Here is a 17193-nt window from a genome sequence, read left to right as displayed (position 1 = left end):
GCTGTGAGCTCTCCTTTTGTACTGAAGCCCTGTGATGCCAAGTTCACACAGGCAATTAAAAACCTAGAAATCGCATTCAGTCTTGACGGTAGTGTTAAAGATGACGCATTTTCGGCGTCAGGAAAAGCGCTGAATCAGGCAAAAAGTCAAAGTAAATTACCGCTTAGCGGACTAGGTCTGGCAGTAAAAGATTTGTTTCACATTGAAGGATTACCAACCGCAGCAGGAAATCCTGATTGGTTAGCCACACACGCGATTCCGAAAAACACAAATCGTTGCGTAGCAAAGATGCTTCAAGCGGGTGCCGCGTTCAAAGGCAAAACCATCACTGATGAACTTGCCTACAGTTTACACGGACAGAATAAGCACTACGAAACACTGGTAAACCCAGTGGCACCAGCTCATATACCTGGTGGTTCTTCGTCAGGTTCAGCGGTGGCCGTTAGCGCGCACCTTGCCGACATAGGGCTTGGCACCGATACAGGCGGCTCTATTCGCGTACCGTCTAGCTATCAAGGGTTATGGGGGCTTCGCACCACCCACGGCGTTGTGGCCTGCGACAACATGGTGGCACTTGCCCCGTCGTTTGATACCGTGGGCTGGATGACACGCGACCTAAACACGCTGACTAAGGTTGCCAATGTCTGCATAGATAGCGCAACACAAAGTGAAATATCAGGTTCGCCTCGATTTGGCATAGCAGCGCATTTATTTGAGCAGGCCGCTCACAAATCGCTGTGCAAAACATGGCTTGCAGCGCTGGCAGATAACAACGACTGTATTGTATTGTCAGAGACACAGCTAGATTTAAAAACCTTACAAACTGCCGCTACCTTTCGTACCTTACAGGGCAATGAAATATGGCAGCAACATGGCGAATGGATTGAATACACTCAACCCGATATCGCCAAAGATATAATGTTGCGCTTGAATTGGTGTAAAACCATAACAACGCAAGAAGTAGAGCAAGCTAAAGCGCAACAATCTGTGGTAATCAATCATTTAAACACGCTGTTTGAAGAAATAGATGTATTGATTATTCCCACGACACCCGGTGTAGCACCTCGATGTGATGCCGATGAAACAACGCTGGCAAATGATAGAAACGCTCTGCTCGCACTCACGGCGATAGCTGGGCTTGCGGGATTACCCCAACTTCATTTGCCGTTGTTTACCCTACACAACGCCCCATGCGGATTATCGCTAGTGGGCAAAAAAGGCAACGATCTTGCACTTCTCGCGTTAGCAAAAAAAGCTAACCACTCGCTAAACGTGTAAAGCGCACCTGTTTTTTTAAGTTGCACTTAAAAAAAGCATTAGCGCCCTATCGCATTCAAGTTGAAATTAGAAAGCGGAAGTAAGACCTAAGCGCCCGTCATTTTGCCTGATTTGGGCTTAACCTGACTGCGCGGTTGCCAAGTTTTTGAAGGAATTAAAAATGAGTGAAAAACCAAATATAGCGTTTACTGCCCCTCACTTTGCGGCATCGCAAGTGGGTTTAAACATATTAGAAAAAGGCGGCACCGCTATTGAAGCTATGGTAGCTGCTGCAGCATCTATCGCGGTTGAATACCCGCACATGAATGGCATGGGGGGTGATGGATTTTGGCTAATCAGTGAACCTGGCAAAAAGCCGATTGGCATTGATGCATCTGGCGTAGCAGCAAAGGGCGCGACACCTTCTTTCTACGAGGGTAGCGATGCCATACCGAGTCGAGGCGGAAAGTCTGCATTAACCATGGCAGGTGCTGTTGCTGGTTGGCAAGCCGCGCTTGAAATAAGTCACAAATGGCAAAGCGGTTTACCGTTAAGCACATTGTTCGATACGGCGATTAGTCAAGCTAACTGGGGGATTGAAGTTACCCAGAGCTTGGTGGATGCCAGCAACAAAACCTTTGACGAGCTAAGTGCGGATGAAAATTTCGCTCAGTTTTTGATTAAGGGGAAAGCCCTTAAAAAAGGTAAAATTTTAAAGCTAACAAAGCTCTCTGAAACTTTGAAGCATTTAGCAGAAAAAGGGTTAGATGATTTTTACCACGGTGAGTTAGCTTCGCAGCTGGCAGAAGACTTAGAAGCCGCCGGCTCCCCTATTCGCCTTGAAGATTTTAACAATTACAAAGCGACAATTGTTGAGCCATTGTCAGTGTCCACCAGCAAAGGCAAGCTTTATAACTTGCCGGCGCCCACACAAGGTGTGGCGTCGCTCATTATTTTAGCCTTGTACGACAAAGTCCAGCATTTAGGCAGCACCGATGCTGACATGGTGCATTTAATTATTGAATGCACGAAACAAGCCTTCATTGCACGTAACGCGAACGTAACCGACCCATCTCGTACGCCTGTTAGTCTTCAAAGCCTGTTAGGTGATGATGTGCTTGATGAAATGGTGAAGAACATTTCTTTAGATAAAGCACTTCCTTGGCCCCATGAAGCCAAGCACGGCGATACTATTTGGATGGGTTGCTGCGACTCTGAAGGTCGAATGGTGAGCTATATACAGTCGCTATATTGGGAGTTCGGCTCGGGCGTAGTGAGCCCGCAAACAGGCATTGTGTGGAACAACCGTGGCACTTCGTTTTCACTCGATCCAAACAGTAACCAATATTTGGCGCCAGGCTTAAAACCATTTCACACACTTAACCCCGCTTTCGCTGAGCTTGTTGACGGTCGACGCATGAGCTACGGCACCATGGGTGGTGAAGGTCAGCCTCAAACCCAAGCGGCGCTGTTTGCTCGTCATGTGTACCACGGTCAACCTATCGCCAAGGCTATTTCCCTAGGCCGTTGGTTACTTGGTAGAACCTGGGGCGATCAAAGTCACAACTTAAAAGCAGAGCGTGACTTAGTTGAGTATGTGGGGGAAAGCTTACTGGCACGGGGCCACGATATGGTGACGGTAGATCCTTGCAACGAACTCATGGGTCATGCTGGTGCAATCATTCGCGACACAGAAGGTACGGTTAGCGGCGCAAGCGACCCAAGAAGTGACGGCAAAGCCTACTTTGGACATCGCTAGTTTATTCGCAGTGGCTAAGACGCAGCACTGACAAATAGTTGAACCAACAAACGTTAAAGAGAAAGAAATCACATGCAGTTTTTAATGGATAACCTAACGGTTATATTATCGCTTGCGGGAACAGGCGTTTTCGCAGGCATATTAGCAGGTATGCTTGGCGTAGGTGGCGGTATTGTCATCGTGCCGGTACTGTTTTTCTTGTTCCAAGCCCTTGGTGTGTCCCCTGAGAGCGCAATGGTAATAGCCACGGCAACGTCTCTGGCAACCATCGTCCCTACTTCAGTAAGCTCTATTCGTGCTCATCACAGTAAGGGCAATGTAGACTTTGCGCTGCTAAAAGCGTGGGCAGTGTTCATTTTAATTGGCGTGCTTGCCGGAAGCTATGCGGTGACGGCGGTTAACCCGACGTTCCTTACCTTACTGTTTGGCATTATTGCAACCTTGTCTGCCATTAATATGCTTATTGGCAAGAAAGACGCGCTATTTAAAGGGCTACCGGGCCGCGCGGGTCAGTCGATTATGGCAACCTGCATTGGCCTATTTAGTTCTATGGTAGGCATTGGTGGCGGTACGTTAACCGTGCCGACTCTCACATTTTGTAACTACCCAGCACACAAAGCGGTGGGTACCGCTGCTGCAGTCGGTTTAATTATTTCGCTTCCAGCGGCACTCACGCTGCTATTTGTTGGTACCACTCCTGTTGATGCGCCCTTCGCTACGTACGGCTATGTAAACTTGCTGGGGTTTGTCTGCATTGTTCCGCTCACCGTGTTATTTGCGCCTGTCGGAGCAAGCATAGCCAACAAGCTAGACGCTGGCTTACTTAAGAAAATCTTCGCCGTTGTTCTCATCATCACTGGCTTGCGCATGCTAGCGCAAGTGCTTATCTAGGAGTGCCCACATGTCTAAAGAAGCTTCTAACAGAACGTTTGCTCCACTATCCCCGCCGCCTCGCTTGCTAATGGGCCCGGGCCCAATTAACTGCTACCCCCGTGTGTTAAGCGCCATGTCTACCCAGTTAGTAGGTCAATATGACCCTGTAATGACTGGCTACATGAACGAGGTGATGCAACTTTACCGCGATGTTTTCAATACGAAAAACCAGCAAACTTTTTTGGTTGACGGTACGTCGCGCGCTGGAATTGAAGCTGTATTGGTTTCGGCAATAGAGCCAGGCGATAAAGTCCTCGTGCCTATCTTCGGGCGTTTTGGGCATTTGCTTGCTGAAATTGCAGAGCGCGCCGACGCTGAAGTTCACACCATTGAAGTGCCGTGGGGCGAAGTGTTTTCACCTGAACAAATTGAAAAGGCGATAAAAGACGTAAAACCAAAACTGCTTGCCATTGTTCAAGGGGATACGTCCACCACCATGCTGCAACCGCTTGCAGAAATTGGCGCGATTTGTGAAGCAAACGATGTGTTGTTTTACTGCGATGCAACAGCGTCAATAGGTGGGAACCCGCTAGACGTTGATGCTTGGAAATTAGATGCGGTGTCAGTTGGCCTGCAAAAGTGCTTAGGAGGCCCATCAGGCAGTGCTCCTATTACACTAAGCGACAAGTTTGTTAAAACCGTGCGTACCCGTCACCACGTTGAAGCCGGCATTCGCGATGCTCACCATGAAGCTGCGCGTGGCCCTAAAATTCGTTCTAACTACTTCGACTTGCCCATGATCATGGATTATTGGGGCGAGGAGCGACTAAATCACCACACCGAAGCGGCCAGTATGCTCTATTGCGCCCGTGAATGCGCGCGCCTGCATTTAGAAGAAGGCCAGGAGAGCGTGATTGCTCGTCACAAAGTAGCGGGCGACGCGATGCTAGCCGGTATTCAGGCCATGGGACTTGAGCCCTTCGGCGACCTGAAACACAAAATGTACAACGTTGTAGGTGTTCATATTCCCGAGGGTGTTCATGGCGAAGAGGTACGCGAAACCTTACTTCTGCGTTTTAACATTGAAATAGGCACTAGTTTTGGTCCGCTAAAAGGAAAAATTTGGCGCATTGGCACTATGGGCTATAACGCCAGAGAAGATGCCGTGTTACATACCCTCCAGTCCCTTGAAACTGTTCTTCGTATGCAAGGGTTTGCGCTACCTGCTGGTAAAGGTGTAGATGCTGCGCTTAGCGTTTATGCTAAGGCTAAAGCGGCGGGAGTCACCAATGGGTGAATTCGCAGAATTTGCTGAATTGGCTACGCAAGTCATGGCAAGGTGCGAAACATTAGGCACCTTAAGCCAGGATCCAGCCTGTTTAGACAGGCGCTATTTGACCGAACAACACAAGCTTGCAAATCAACTCACCTCAGGGTGGATGATTGAAGCCGGAATGACCACCTGGCAAGACGCTGTTGGCAATATATGGGGGCGCTATACATCAAGCGTGCCCAACGCACCGCGATTAATTCTAGGTAGCCACCTCGACACTGTGCCCAACGGCGGAAAGTACGACGGAATGCTAGGCGTGGTCGCCGCTATTTCGCTGGTCGCTATGTTTGATGGCACGCAAACCAAGTTCCCTTTTCATATAGATATTGTGGGTTTTTGTGATGAAGAAGGCACGCGATTTGGCACCACCCTTTTAGGAAGCCGCGCGCTCACCGGTAAATGGCAAGAGCAATGGCGTCATTTAAAAGATGAAAATGGCGTGAACTTAGAGCAAGCCATGGCGAACTTCGGCCTTAATTTCGACGCAGTAAACAGTGCCGCTATTTCCCGTACCGACATTTTGGGCTACATAGAGCTTCACATTGAACAAGGCCCTGTTTTAGAGCAAGAAAATCTGCCAGTTGGCGTTGTCAGTGCTATTGCAGGTGCAAAACGTTTTATTTTTTCAGTAGAAGGCATGGCGGGTCACGCTGGCACTGTGCCGATGTCTATGCGACGAGATGCGCTGTGCGCAAGTGCAGAGATGCTATTGGCTGTAGAGAGCATAAGCTTGCAGCGTCCGGGCGTTGTAGCCACGGTAGGTAAAATTGAAAATGCGCCAAACGGCGTTAACGTCATTTCTGGTCGCACACGTTTTTCTCTCGATATCAGAAGCGAAGATGATGAATTGCGAGATTCTGTATTGGCAGAAATATTGCAAAAGTTTGATGCCATTGCGCATGCAAGACAAATAACGCTAACACGGGAGCAAACCCACAGCGCACCTGCGGTGCATTGCGATAGCCAGCTAAAAGAAGCGCTAGTTCGAGGCGTAGAAGAAAGCGGAATTAAGCCAAGAGTCCTTGCCTCGGGAGCAGGTCATGACGCTATGGCTATTGCTGATATTTGCCCTGTGGCCATGTTGTTCACACGTTGTAAGGGCGGAATAAGTCACCACCCTGCAGAATCTATTACCATTGATGACGTGGCCGCAAGTTTGTCAGTACTTTATAAAACCATTAGCAAGCTCAAGCATACGTAGTGGTCAAATCAGTAAAGTTTCAATGAAGGGTTAATAATGAAAATAACAAGGATTTATAACGATGAAGCAGGCAAAAGTCACTTTGGCGAAGTGGAGATTGCGCTAAAAGACGGCGGTCCTATCGGCATGCTTTCAGAAAAATTTGGAGCCGATAAGATCATTTTTCGCGAAACGCCTGCAGATTATGATTTTAAGTGGCATCCAGCGCCGGCGCGACAACTCCTTTTCATTATTAAAGGGCGTGCTGAATTTACGGTGTCTAACGGTGAACGCCACGTGTTTGGAGCAGGTGACGTACTATTGCTAGAAGACACGGAAGGCGAAGGCCATTGTTCCCGCGCAATGTACAATGAAGTGCGCCACTCAATTTTTGTGACGTTAGATGAAGGCGTAGTCCTATAAAACGACCGTTCGCACTGCTCTGAAAAAATGCGCTAATTTAGCGCATTTTTTTGTTTAGGCACCAAAATGGGGCTTACGAATTGCCTAATTATTTGCTCCTACCCCAAACCCACATAAAAAACACTTTAAAACAACAACTTAAAAACACATTACTAAGCAGACCAACTGGTCAATATCTTGCAACTACAGAGCAACTATTGCTAAGAAAAATTGCTCATGTCATTTGTTGTACGAACCCTGTTCATTCTGTCTTTATCCTTTGTTGGTCTTTATTCCGCCGCAAGCCCCTTTCCTACTGAAGAAGACGCAAACAGTTGGTTTAAGCAATATACACAGTCATTGACCGACTCACAGACCTATCAACTACTTAAACAGTTTCCAAAAGGCGGTGACTTGCACCATCACTTATCAGGTTCGGCGTACGGCAAATGGTGGTATGAGCTAGCAACTAATCAAGCGCTAAACGGCGGCTATCAGTACTTCACTAAGATAAATCATAGCGAGTGGGACTCGGCGCCGTCTCCGTCTTCGCCAATTAAGGAAATAACAAGGAATAACCATGTCTTCAAATCACAGCGAACTACTTTACGATTTACATGATAGTCCGGCATTTCTTCCTTCACTTACCGCGGCATTTCAGCATTTACTTGCAAGCTTTGTCGGTGTCATTACCCCGACTCTTATTGTTACATCAACACTGGGCCTTACTGAATACACGCCTTATCTTATCAGTATGGCCTTGTTTGTAAGCGGCTTAGGCACGGCAATTCAAACAAAGCGTATAGGCCCAGTAGGCAGTGGATTGGTAGCCATCCAAGGTACCAGTTTTGCGTTTATTAGCGCATTGATACTGGCAGGAAATCAGGTCAAGGCGGATGGAGGAACATCCGAAGATGTCTTGTCTTTGTTGTTTGGATTAACTATGGCGGGTGCCATGGTCGAAGTGGTGTTTAGTCTATTTGTACATAAGCTCAAACGTATCATTACACCATTAACTACAGGAATTGTAATAACTGCTATTGGGCTAAGCTTGATAAACGTAGGCATGACTGATCTTGCGGGAGGCTTTCACGCCGCTGACTTCGCCAGCACAGAAAACTTAGCCGTCGGCCTAGGCGTGTTGCTCATCATTGTTTTCTTGAACGCCTCAACAAATCATTGGCTGCGTTTAAGCGCCATCTTTATTGGTATGGCGATTGGCGCAACCTATGTCGGCATTACAAAAGGATTAGATTTCAGCGGCCTTGCTTCGCTTTCTGTCGTAGCGATCCCCACCCCTTTTGCCTTTGGCATTGCATTTGATATCACTCTCTTTTTACCTATCGCGCTCATCTATTTGTTTAGTGCAATAGAAACGGCCGGCGACTTAACCGCAAATAGCCTTTTCTGTAAGCAGCCTGTGAGCGGTCCTATTTATCTTGCAAGAGTGAAAGGCGGGATTTTGGGCGACGGCGTTAATTCGTTACTTGCTGGCATGTTCAACACCTTTCCAAATACTACATTTGGCCAGAATAACGGGGTTATCCAATTAACCGGCATCGCCAGCCGTAAGGTCGGCTTTTTTGTTGCAGCGCTATTCGTTGTTATTGGATTCTTCCCCATTGTAGGTGTTGTGCTGCAGGCTATTCCCAAGCCAGTTCTTGGCGGTGCTACTCTGGTTATGTTTGCCATGGTGGCCGTGGGTGGCTTAAAGCTATTAGCCAGCTACGCACTTGATAGGCGCAGTAGTTTGGTGACAGCGTGTGCGCTAGGTATGGCGATTGGTGTAATGATGGTACCAGAAGCCCTTTCTGAATTGCCTTCATGGCTTGAAAATATCTTACTTTCCCCAGTAACCTCGGCCGGCCTTACCGCCGTCATCCTTGATTTAACCTTACCTGGAAAAAAGCCCCTTGCTTCCCCACACGCTAGTGCACAAAAAATTGAAAGCAGCACTGGCGTTGCTCAGGACACCCCTGCTTACGAGCTTATTCACAACCCAAAGCCAGAAGGTAACCGTAGGGCGCCGAAAGCACTCAATGAAAAAGCCGTTGTAAACCATGAGGTTGTTAAGCACTCAGCTCACTCGACACACATTTTAAGTATAGACGGACAACCGGGCGTAACCTCTGCTCTTTTTAGTGCAAAAGCTCGCTAAAAATCACCTTATAAGTGCATGCATTTATGCGATTGAGTTTATTTACATAAAAATAACAATATAAGAACAACATTATATATTTTTATCCTTATAATTCAGCAACTTAAAAGAAGGTTAAAAGTTGACCAACTGGACAAGTAGTTGGCACTCATCCTGCTAACTCTCTTGCCAATAACAAAACGCATATAAAAATGCGTGAAAAGAGCCCTAAAAAGGGGCAACTAAAAATAACGAGGAAACCATGAAAAACACTACATTCAATTTATCTCCTCTAGCAAAAGCTTTTGCAATGACTACCGCGGTCGCGCTATCGTCGCAAGCTTTTGCTCAAGAAGAAACAGAGGTTAAAGAAAAAGATGTTGAAAAAATTCAGGTAACAGGATCCCTTGGGAGCCTTCCTGGCCAAGACGTTGAGTCAGTTTTTGGCTTTGGCAAATCTATTCTCGAAACGCCTCGCTCAGCGTCCACGATTTCTCAAGAGCAAATGGAGCGCTTCAACGTTTCAGACATTGATGAACTCGTCGCGTTCGCACCAGGTACATTCACACAGTCGTTCTTCGGTGTTGCAGGCTCTCTGGATGTGCGGGGCACGCCCGGGGAAACTTACTTCCGCGGTGTTAAGCGCTTAGACAACCCAGGTAACTATCCTACGCCTATTGGCGCGTCCAGCCGAATCGACATCGTTCGTGGTCCGGCATCACCTATTTACGGCCCATCAAAAATTGGTGGTTATCTGAACTTTAATCCCAAGTCTGCCCGTGCGTCATCGGGGCAGTATTTAGATGCACCAACAGGCGCGTTGTCTTACACAACGGGGTCGTGGAACAAGAGCATTTTAACCGCAGAAGTTGGCGGACCGACTAGTGTTGCCGGTAAAGAAATGGGCTATTACATATACGGTGAGCTAGAAAACTCTGACAGTTACTACGACAATACCCAGACTGATCAAACCGTACTTCAAGCATCATTTAATATCGATATTACCGATAACCTTCGTTTCGAATTTGGTGGTATGTACCACGACTACGATGGTAACCAAGTGGCCGGCTGGAACCGATTAACTCAGGAGTTAGTTGACGACGGAACCTATATTACAGGTACGGCTCAACCATTAGATACGGACGGCGACGGTCAAATCAGTCACGAAGAATATGCTGAAGTCGCCGACTTGATTTCACCGTTTATTTTCACGCCAGCTGTCCCATTAGATTCGGTTACAGGCGACTTTTTCGATCCTCTAATGGCATTACAAAACCCAGGTACTACGACCTTAAGTGGTAGCCAAACTTTGGTAGCACCTGATGACCAACTTGGTAACGAAGCCATAACGCTCTACTTCGACACCATTTACTTCACGGATAATTGGGAAATTCGCAACCAGCTTTTCTATGATGCATACGACAACATAAACGAAAATGCTTATGGCTTCTCACAATTCCATGACAGCTGGGTTATAGAAGACAAACTAATTTTTGCGACAGAATATGAGAACGACGGACTATTAGCGCAATTTCAATTTTCTCCATCTGTGCGCTATACCGACTTTGAGCACGGCGATGACTTCACTTACGAGTTCTTTAATCGTCGCGACCTAACCATGCCGTCTTCAGCGCTCGATCGCCGCCTTTTGTCTACCCGCTCGGGTAAAAACTACGACAACTATGACGTAGGTAATTACTTAGACTTAGGCATTGCTGCAATGACCGATTTAACTTGGGACTGGGGTTTAAACTTAGTACTAGGTTTACGATACGACACTATTGATATTGAAAGCACATCGCGCACGGATTTACTTCTGGGTGCTACTGGAGATGAAACACCAGTTTATGCTGAAGAAACCGTAGATGGATGGTCTTGGAACGCTAGTATTTCATATGAATTTGAATTTGGCCTTATTCCTTATATCACTGCAGCAGAGCAAGCTACCCTTGTTGCAGGCCAGGGCGCCGAGATTGGTGTTGGCCAACTCAATCAACCTAGTGGTGGTGGTGCATTCGACACGTCTGAGCTGATGGAATACGGTATTAAAGGTTCTCTCGTTGACGATACACTCTATTTTGCCCTTTCATTCTTTGAGCAAGAGCGTACCGACTTCAATACTCAGAATACGGTTACCAACAACACAACCAATAACGAAGGCACCGAATTTGAACTTCGTTGGGTAGTCAATGAGAACCTTGTTGTTTCTGCTGGCTATACAAATATAGAAGTTATTAACTTAACTGCACTTGCCAATGGAAACCAATTTGGATTCTTAGGTGCTGACGATTTAGTTGCTCTTGATGATCCTTCGTTAATTTTTGGCGGGAACGTAGTAGGTCTTAACCTTGTTGGTGAAGGAGAAACAAACTCTGACGGTCGAAAGGCCGGTATTCCTGAAAATATTTACACGCTGACAGCAACCTATGACTTCCAAAATGGTTATGCTGCCAACGTGAGTATTGTGGATGTGGATGAGGTCGCGTCTGGCTACTCAGCTGCAGTGACACTTCCAGCCTACACGTTAGTCAATGCTGGCTTGTCATATCAGGCAGAAGATTGGTCGTTGAACTTAACCGTTAAAAACTTAACTGACGAGCGTTATTTCCGCTCTAACTTCCCTGATCTATTTGGTAGTCAAATTGTACTACCTGAACTACCGCGTCACTGGAATGCTAAATTTACTTACTCATTCTAAGTTCGCATACTCTTTGAGCGTGGTCGTGCCTCATGTGTAGATTGAACGTTCGACACACGCTCTCAGGCCTGTAAGTTTTTTCGATAAGAAGCCCAGTTTGATAATGCTGGGCTCTTTTTTAGGAGTACTAAATGCATCTTTCTTTTTATCCACTGCTTAAACAAAAACGGTCTGCCTTTTTCAACGCTTTGCTTATTTTGGCTATGTTTTTGGGTTTCTGTAGCAGTAGTTATTCTGCCAATGTTAAAGCCAATGACGCTAAGCCGCCAATGAAAGTGAAGGTTGTTGTAGTGAGTATGTTCGAAATTGGCAACGACGAAGGCGACGCGCCTGGTGAATTTCAATTGTGGAAGGCTCGCCAGAAACTCACAACCCAATACCCTTTGCCTCATGGCTTTCACGATATTTACGCCAATCCTGATACAGGTGTAATCGGTATGGTTACGGGAATGGGCATTGCGCGCGCTTCAGCAGCAATAATGGCACTAGGTCTTGATCCTCGCTTTGATTTATCCCAAGCCTATTGGTTGGTCGCTGGGATCGCGGGAGTCGACCCAGCGGATAACACCATTGGAAGTGCAATTTGGACCGATTATGTAGTCGATGGCGACCTAGCACATCAAATTGACGCTAGAGAAATTCCGTCTCAGTGGAGTACGGGTTATTTCCCCCTCTTCACTCATGCGCCCTTTGAAAACGCTGACGCTGTAGACGTAAACAACAGCCCAAATGGCGAGGTGTACGCGCTGAACTTACCGTTAGCAAAGTGGGCCTATTCGTTGACAAAAGACACCAAGCTTTTAAACAACGAAGCGATGGATGCACTGAGAGCAAAGTACACCAACTCAGCTAGTGCTAAAGCACTTCCAAATGTGTCGATGGGTGCGCATTTATCTGCTTCTACCTTTTGGCATGGCGAAAAACTAAATGCGTGGGCAAACGATTGAGTAGCATACTGGACGCAGGGCAAAGGAAATTTTGTTACCTCGGGCATGGAAGACTCAGCAACACTTCAAAGCTTGAGCTACTTGGACAATGCAGGGGTAGTCAACAAAGACCGCTTACTTATTCTTAGAACAGCGAGCAATTTTACCATGCAGCCACCATCGTTGAGCGCTGCGGAGAACTTAAAGTTAGAGAGTTCTGGCGATGGATATGCAGCAATGGGAGCCGCTATAGAAGCCGCCTATAATGTCGGCTCGCAGGTTACAGACTATATTGTAACGCATTGGGAAACCGTAAAAGATACGCCCCCTTCAGCGGAATAAACACACATTAACCTCTACGCTGTCACTGATTTAGCCTTTAGTGCATGGCGCACCTGAAGGGTAACGTCATTTTGTACCACGGGCTTGGCAAGAAAATCGGCCATGCCCGCATTGCTACAATCAGTTTTATCTTCAGGTGTAGTATTTGCCGTTACAGCCACAATGCGGCCGTACTTGGGCAATAAGTTTTCTTGAACAATAATCTTAGTCGCACTTACGCCATCGAGCACTGGCATAGCGCAATCCATAAATATAATGTCGTATTTTTTAGCTCGGGCCATTTGAACGGCCACTTCGCCATTTTCGGCTTCATCTGGAAGATAATTAAACTTCTCTAGCATGGATGCGAGCACGAAACGGTTTATATCGTTGTCATCAACAACCAAAACGTTAAGAGGAATGCTAAGCAGGTCTGAAGAGAGGACAACGTCACTCTGCTTTTCTTTATTTAAAACTGCCATTTCTACAGGTATAGCAATATCGAAACAGGAGCCTTTCCCTGCGCTTGACCGCACTTCAAGCTCGCCATCCATTTTGCCAACAAGTTGATTGACGATAGACAACCCTAAACCGTTTCCATTTAACTCTTCAGAGGCACTGGCGGTATCGTTTTGAAATGGTCTAAAAATACGTGACAATATTTCATCACTCATGCCCACCCCAGTGTCTTCAATTGACGCAAGTAAGATAGGCACATCGCCTTGATGCTTTAACGTAACTTGCACCGAAATATACCCTTTCGGCGTAAATTTAACCGCGTTCGATAGTAAATTTGTAATGACTTGACTGATTCGGGCGGCATCTCCGTGAACATAAGTGTTTTCGTCAAAAGACAGCACTGCGTAAAGCCTTACGCCTTTCTCTACGCATTTTGTTTTAAATACATCCAGGATATCTTCAATTAACGAACGTGCACAAAAGTCGCTATATTTTAGTGAGAATTCGCCGTTAATGATGGAGGTGTAATCCAAAACATCGTTTATAAGAGACAATAAACGGTCTGCGCTATGAAGCGCCACATCCGCTTTGCGCATTCGTACATTTTCTTTATTTTCGAACTTAATCGCCTGCAACATGCCGGTTATGCCATTGAGCGGCGTCTTTAACTCGTGGCTTATACGAGATAACAATATGCCACGTTCTTTAGACGCAGCTTCGGCTTCTCTTCTTCTCTCTTCCAATTCGAGTCTAAGTTGCACCGACTTGTTAACGTTTTGGCAAGTTCCAAACAAACGAACACACTTTCCGTGCTTCATCTCAGCCATGCCGTGGGTTTCTATCCAAACCGAATTACCTTTGGCGGAGACAAGTTCAAGCGTTGCACTCCACGGTTCACCCGTAGCCACCGCGTGGGAGACAATGCGGTTAATCTCATCCCTATCAAACCCCTCTTTATAGAAGTTGATAGCTGTTTCTAATGTGGGTTCAAAGTCCTCTGAGACTTCGTGAATACGCCGAGTTTGTGAAGACCAGCTAAGTGCATTAGTGGTCAAATCAACTTCCCATGTGCCTATGTTCGCTACACTTTGTAACTTTTCGTACAACGTGTTTTGATTGGTCTCTGCTTTTTCGAGATGAAACTTATCCAACATCACGCTCAGGCAATCGTCTAACAGCGACAGCTTGTCGAGGTTTACCGACTGTTCCGGGCACGCATTAATAAAGACTAAGCAGACTTGGCTTCCATCTAGGGTATGAACACGGCCTCGGATGTATTTTTCGGCATTAAAATAAGTAGAAAACCATTGTTTAAATGCAGTAGAACACTTAGCGCTGTTTACCGGGAAACAGTTGTCTACAGGCACACAGGTAGAGAAAGAAGGGACCGACTTAAAGTTGGGTGCATACGCCGACGAAGCTTTAACCAATATATTAACTGTCTCTTCGTCCAGCTGTAAAAGTAAACCTTGAAACACGCCAAACGAATCGCAGCCTCGCTGTACCAAACTGGTTAGCGATGCCTTTAACTGGTGTTCCAGTTTAACATTCAAACTCGATTGTTCGTCAAAATAAACCATGGTTCGCTACCCAGGCGTAAAGACCACAAAATTCTTGCCGCCTTGCTCAATTCATGCACAGCGGCCCCCCGCATTTATAATGATAGCTTGGAATTTGAATACGAGATATTAAACAATAGGCTAGAAATTCTATTTTTATGACGGGATATTGGACGGTGGCCTCAGCCTTTGGCTTGGTTTCGCCCTAGTTCTTTTGCTTCAAACAGTGAAACGTCAGCGTCTTCTATAAGCGCCGCTACATCGTCTTCAACCACATCCGTAGCTTTCCAAACTGCAAAGCCTGCACTTATTGATACGCGGTTTTCTATCCCTTTACCATGTGGAATTCTTGCATCGGCAACAGCCTCAACAAGCTGATGTGCAACTAACTTTGTGCCCTGATGGTCGATATAGGGGAGAACGACTAAAAACTCTTCGCCGCCAAAGCGAATAACGGCATCTTTCGGCCGTTTTACCGTATCCGATATGATTTGTGCCACTTTTTGAAGGCAAATATCGCCTTCAAGATGCCCGTACGTATCGTTGAAAAGCTTAAAGTAATCGATATCGATCATTATTGCTCCAACTGTACCTTTGTCTCTCGCAACTTGCTTAATGAGTAACGGAATTTCCTTGGTTAAATACATTCGATTGTACAAGCCCGTTAGCTGATCGTGAAATGTCATCATTTCAAGGAATTCGGTGCGAAGCTTATTTTGCAGATGTGTTTTGATGCGATGCGTTAACGTGGAAGCGTTAACCGGTTTCATGACAAAGTCTGACGCCCCTACTTCCCAGCACGCATTTTCACTCTCAATATCCATTGTAGATGTAACGAAAATCACAGGGATATGATTCGTTTCAGGCGAGGCCTTCAAGGCTGTGCAAACATCTAAACCATCAATATCTGGCATGTTCATGTCAAGCAGGACTAAGTCAGGAAGGTTTGCCTCGCAGTAAGATATGGCTTCTTCTCCCGACTCGACTGTAGCACAGGTAAACACCGACTCTAGAATGGATTCAAGCAGCATACGACTCATCGGCTCATCGTCCACAATAAGTACGTTACACTCTGCGTAGGGTTTTATTTCTTTTTGATTCATCGGGTACATTTATTGTTACTACATCAAGGTGACCATTCTCGCTTGCGTTGTTTCTGCTTTTACAATATCAAAGTAATAACAACGTTTTACGCAAGTCTAACACCTTACATCCAAATTTGTATCGAAAAGTCAGCTAGTTTGCTTCTAAGTAAGTATGGTTTGAACGACAAGGTTATAAAGAAGAGACTATCGATTAGCACTCTACTCAGCGTCCAGTGAACCTTACGCAACTTGGCAATCATCGATGAACTTTGTGAAAAAATCCGCCATCGCCATGGGACGACACATAAAATAACCCTGCCCTAAGTGACACCCAAGAGCTTTGAGCGCAGCTAAGTTGATGGGCCTTATAGACTATATTAATGGGCTCTCTATCCGCCTTTAAAAACGCCATAGCAATACTGTCTGCACTGTAACCCGAACCAATTTCAGTAAGTAAGCAGGCAAACTCATCGCCACCCACGCGGGCCAGCGTAGCGCTATAAGACATAGCACCGGGTTAACAAAAGTTTCATCGCCTGAGATACGTAAAGAAATATTAGTCTTTCGTCTAGGTTTTGCCGGTTTATGAACCGTTGTTTGCTAAGCGGCTGAACTTGCTGTTTTTTGTTTAGAACATTTATTGTACACTGGTATAACGCTTCAATTACGGTGGCACATATGGACACATCTAACTCAAACGATACGCCCACTCGAGAACAATTATGGAACCGCGATGCCGCAATAAGCAGGCTGGGTGGAAATGAGGGGTTATTGAACCGTATTGTTGAAATGTTCCTCGCGCAAATAGAACAAAAACAACAAGCACTTCAAAGTGCTGCGACCGCATTAGATGTTGAAGCCGTTAGATTCAACAGTCATGCTATGAAAGGTGTGTCGGGCGATGTAGGTGCCGATGCCATTCGGGAAAAGGCATCGTCTATTGAAAACAAAGCCAAGCAAGACGATTTAAGCGAAATCGTTCAAGACATCACGGAATTAGACAATTTGATTAAGCAAACTATTGCAGTCATGAAATCGTAAAATCACATTAGCTCCTCGCATTAATCGCCAGAAGCTAACGCGACTATCTTCCACTCCTCGCCTTGCTAGGGCCTGTATATGGTCTCCCCCATTATTGCAAGAGTAAACATGCTGTTTTGACTAAAATGGTTTGCGTCCGTATATCCGGCTTCTCGTTGAAGTA

General features: G+C 46.1%; 13 protein-coding genes and 1 pseudogene. 11 read left to right on the top strand and 3 right to left on the bottom strand.

From position 1 onward, the window contains the following. Positions 1-3: 3 nt before the first annotated feature. The 10 genes and pseudogenes from MHM99_RS13735 (at position 4) to MHM99_RS13690 (ending at position 12907) form a co-directional block, all read left to right on the top strand. Positions 4-1278 (top strand): amidase, encoded by a 1275-nt coding sequence (locus MHM99_RS13735; protein WP_239219796.1) that lies wholly within the window; start codon positions 4-6, stop codon positions 1276-1278. Positions 1279-1438: 160 nt separating this feature from the next. Continuing rightward, positions 1439-3016, top strand: coding sequence for a gamma-glutamyltransferase family protein (locus MHM99_RS13730; RefSeq protein WP_239219794.1), 1578 nt, complete (start codon positions 1439-1441; stop codon positions 3014-3016). 72 nt (positions 3017-3088) lie between these two features. Next, entirely contained in the window at positions 3089-3907 is an 819-nt protein-coding gene (locus MHM99_RS13725; RefSeq protein ID WP_014949089.1) for a sulfite exporter TauE/SafE family protein, read from the top strand. Between the two features lie 10 nt (positions 3908-3917). Beyond that, positions 3918-5186, top strand: coding sequence for an alanine--glyoxylate aminotransferase family protein (locus MHM99_RS13720; protein ID WP_239219792.1), 1269 nt, complete (start codon positions 3918-3920; stop codon positions 5184-5186). Next, positions 5179-6423 (top strand): allantoate amidohydrolase, encoded by a 1245-nt coding sequence (locus tag MHM99_RS13715; protein WP_239219791.1) that lies wholly within the window; start codon positions 5179-5181, stop codon positions 6421-6423. The genes MHM99_RS13720 and MHM99_RS13715 overlap by 8 nt, the downstream gene beginning before the upstream one ends. Positions 6424-6459: 36 nt before the next feature. After that, positions 6460-6825: an AraC family ligand binding domain-containing protein gene (locus tag MHM99_RS13710; RefSeq protein ID WP_014976207.1), complete on the top strand. Its 366-nt coding sequence runs from the start codon at positions 6460-6462 to the stop codon at positions 6823-6825. Between the two features lie 216 nt (positions 6826-7041). Continuing rightward, positions 7042-7425, top strand: a complete 384-nt coding sequence (locus MHM99_RS13705) for a hypothetical protein (protein WP_239219789.1) — start codon at positions 7042-7044, stop codon at positions 7423-7425. Beyond that, positions 7385-8962: a nucleobase:cation symporter-2 family protein gene (locus MHM99_RS13700; protein WP_239219787.1), complete on the top strand. Its 1578-nt coding sequence runs from the start codon at positions 7385-7387 to the stop codon at positions 8960-8962. The genes MHM99_RS13705 and MHM99_RS13700 overlap by 41 nt, the downstream gene beginning before the upstream one ends. 241 nt (positions 8963-9203) lie before the next feature. Then, a complete protein-coding gene (locus MHM99_RS13695) occupies positions 9204-11639 on the top strand; it encodes a TonB-dependent receptor (protein WP_239219785.1) in 2436 nt (811 codons plus the stop codon). Positions 11640-11770: 131 nt separating this feature from the next. Then, positions 11771-12907: pseudogene (locus MHM99_RS13690) on the top strand (purine nucleoside permease). A gap of 14 nt (positions 12908-12921) precedes the next feature. On the opposite strand, the gene MHM99_RS13685 reads toward MHM99_RS13690, so the two are convergent. The 3 genes from MHM99_RS13685 to MHM99_RS13675 form a co-directional block, all read right to left on the bottom strand. Then, the gene (locus tag MHM99_RS13685; RefSeq protein ID WP_239219783.1) at positions 12922-14925 is read right to left on the bottom strand and encodes an ATP-binding protein; all 2004 of its coding nucleotides are present in this window, start codon (positions 14923-14925) and stop codon (positions 12922-12924) included. Between the two features lie 161 nt (positions 14926-15086). Continuing rightward, positions 15087-16007, bottom strand: a complete 921-nt coding sequence (locus MHM99_RS13680) for a diguanylate cyclase (protein ID WP_239219781.1) — start codon at positions 16005-16007, stop codon at positions 15087-15089. Between the two features lie 238 nt (positions 16008-16245). Continuing rightward, positions 16246-16497 carry a hypothetical protein gene (locus tag MHM99_RS13675; RefSeq protein WP_239219779.1) on the bottom strand — a complete coding sequence of 84 codons (252 nt, stop codon included), beginning with the start codon at positions 16495-16497 and terminating at the stop codon, positions 16246-16248. Between the two features lie 170 nt (positions 16498-16667). On the opposite strand from MHM99_RS13675, the gene MHM99_RS13670 reads away from it, so the two are divergent. Next, positions 16668-17030, top strand: a complete 363-nt coding sequence (locus MHM99_RS13670; protein ID WP_239219777.1) for an Hpt domain-containing protein — start codon at positions 16668-16670, stop codon at positions 17028-17030. Positions 17031-17193 lie beyond the last annotated feature (163 nt).

Origin of the sequence: Alteromonas sp. MmMcT2-2, assembly GCF_022348305.1 — a bacterium.
GTDB classification, from domain to species: Bacteria; Pseudomonadota; Gammaproteobacteria; order Enterobacterales; family Alteromonadaceae; genus Alteromonas; species Alteromonas macleodii.
The sequence above is the reverse complement of the archived record's forward strand: the minus strand, read 5'-3'. Positions and strand labels throughout refer to the sequence as shown.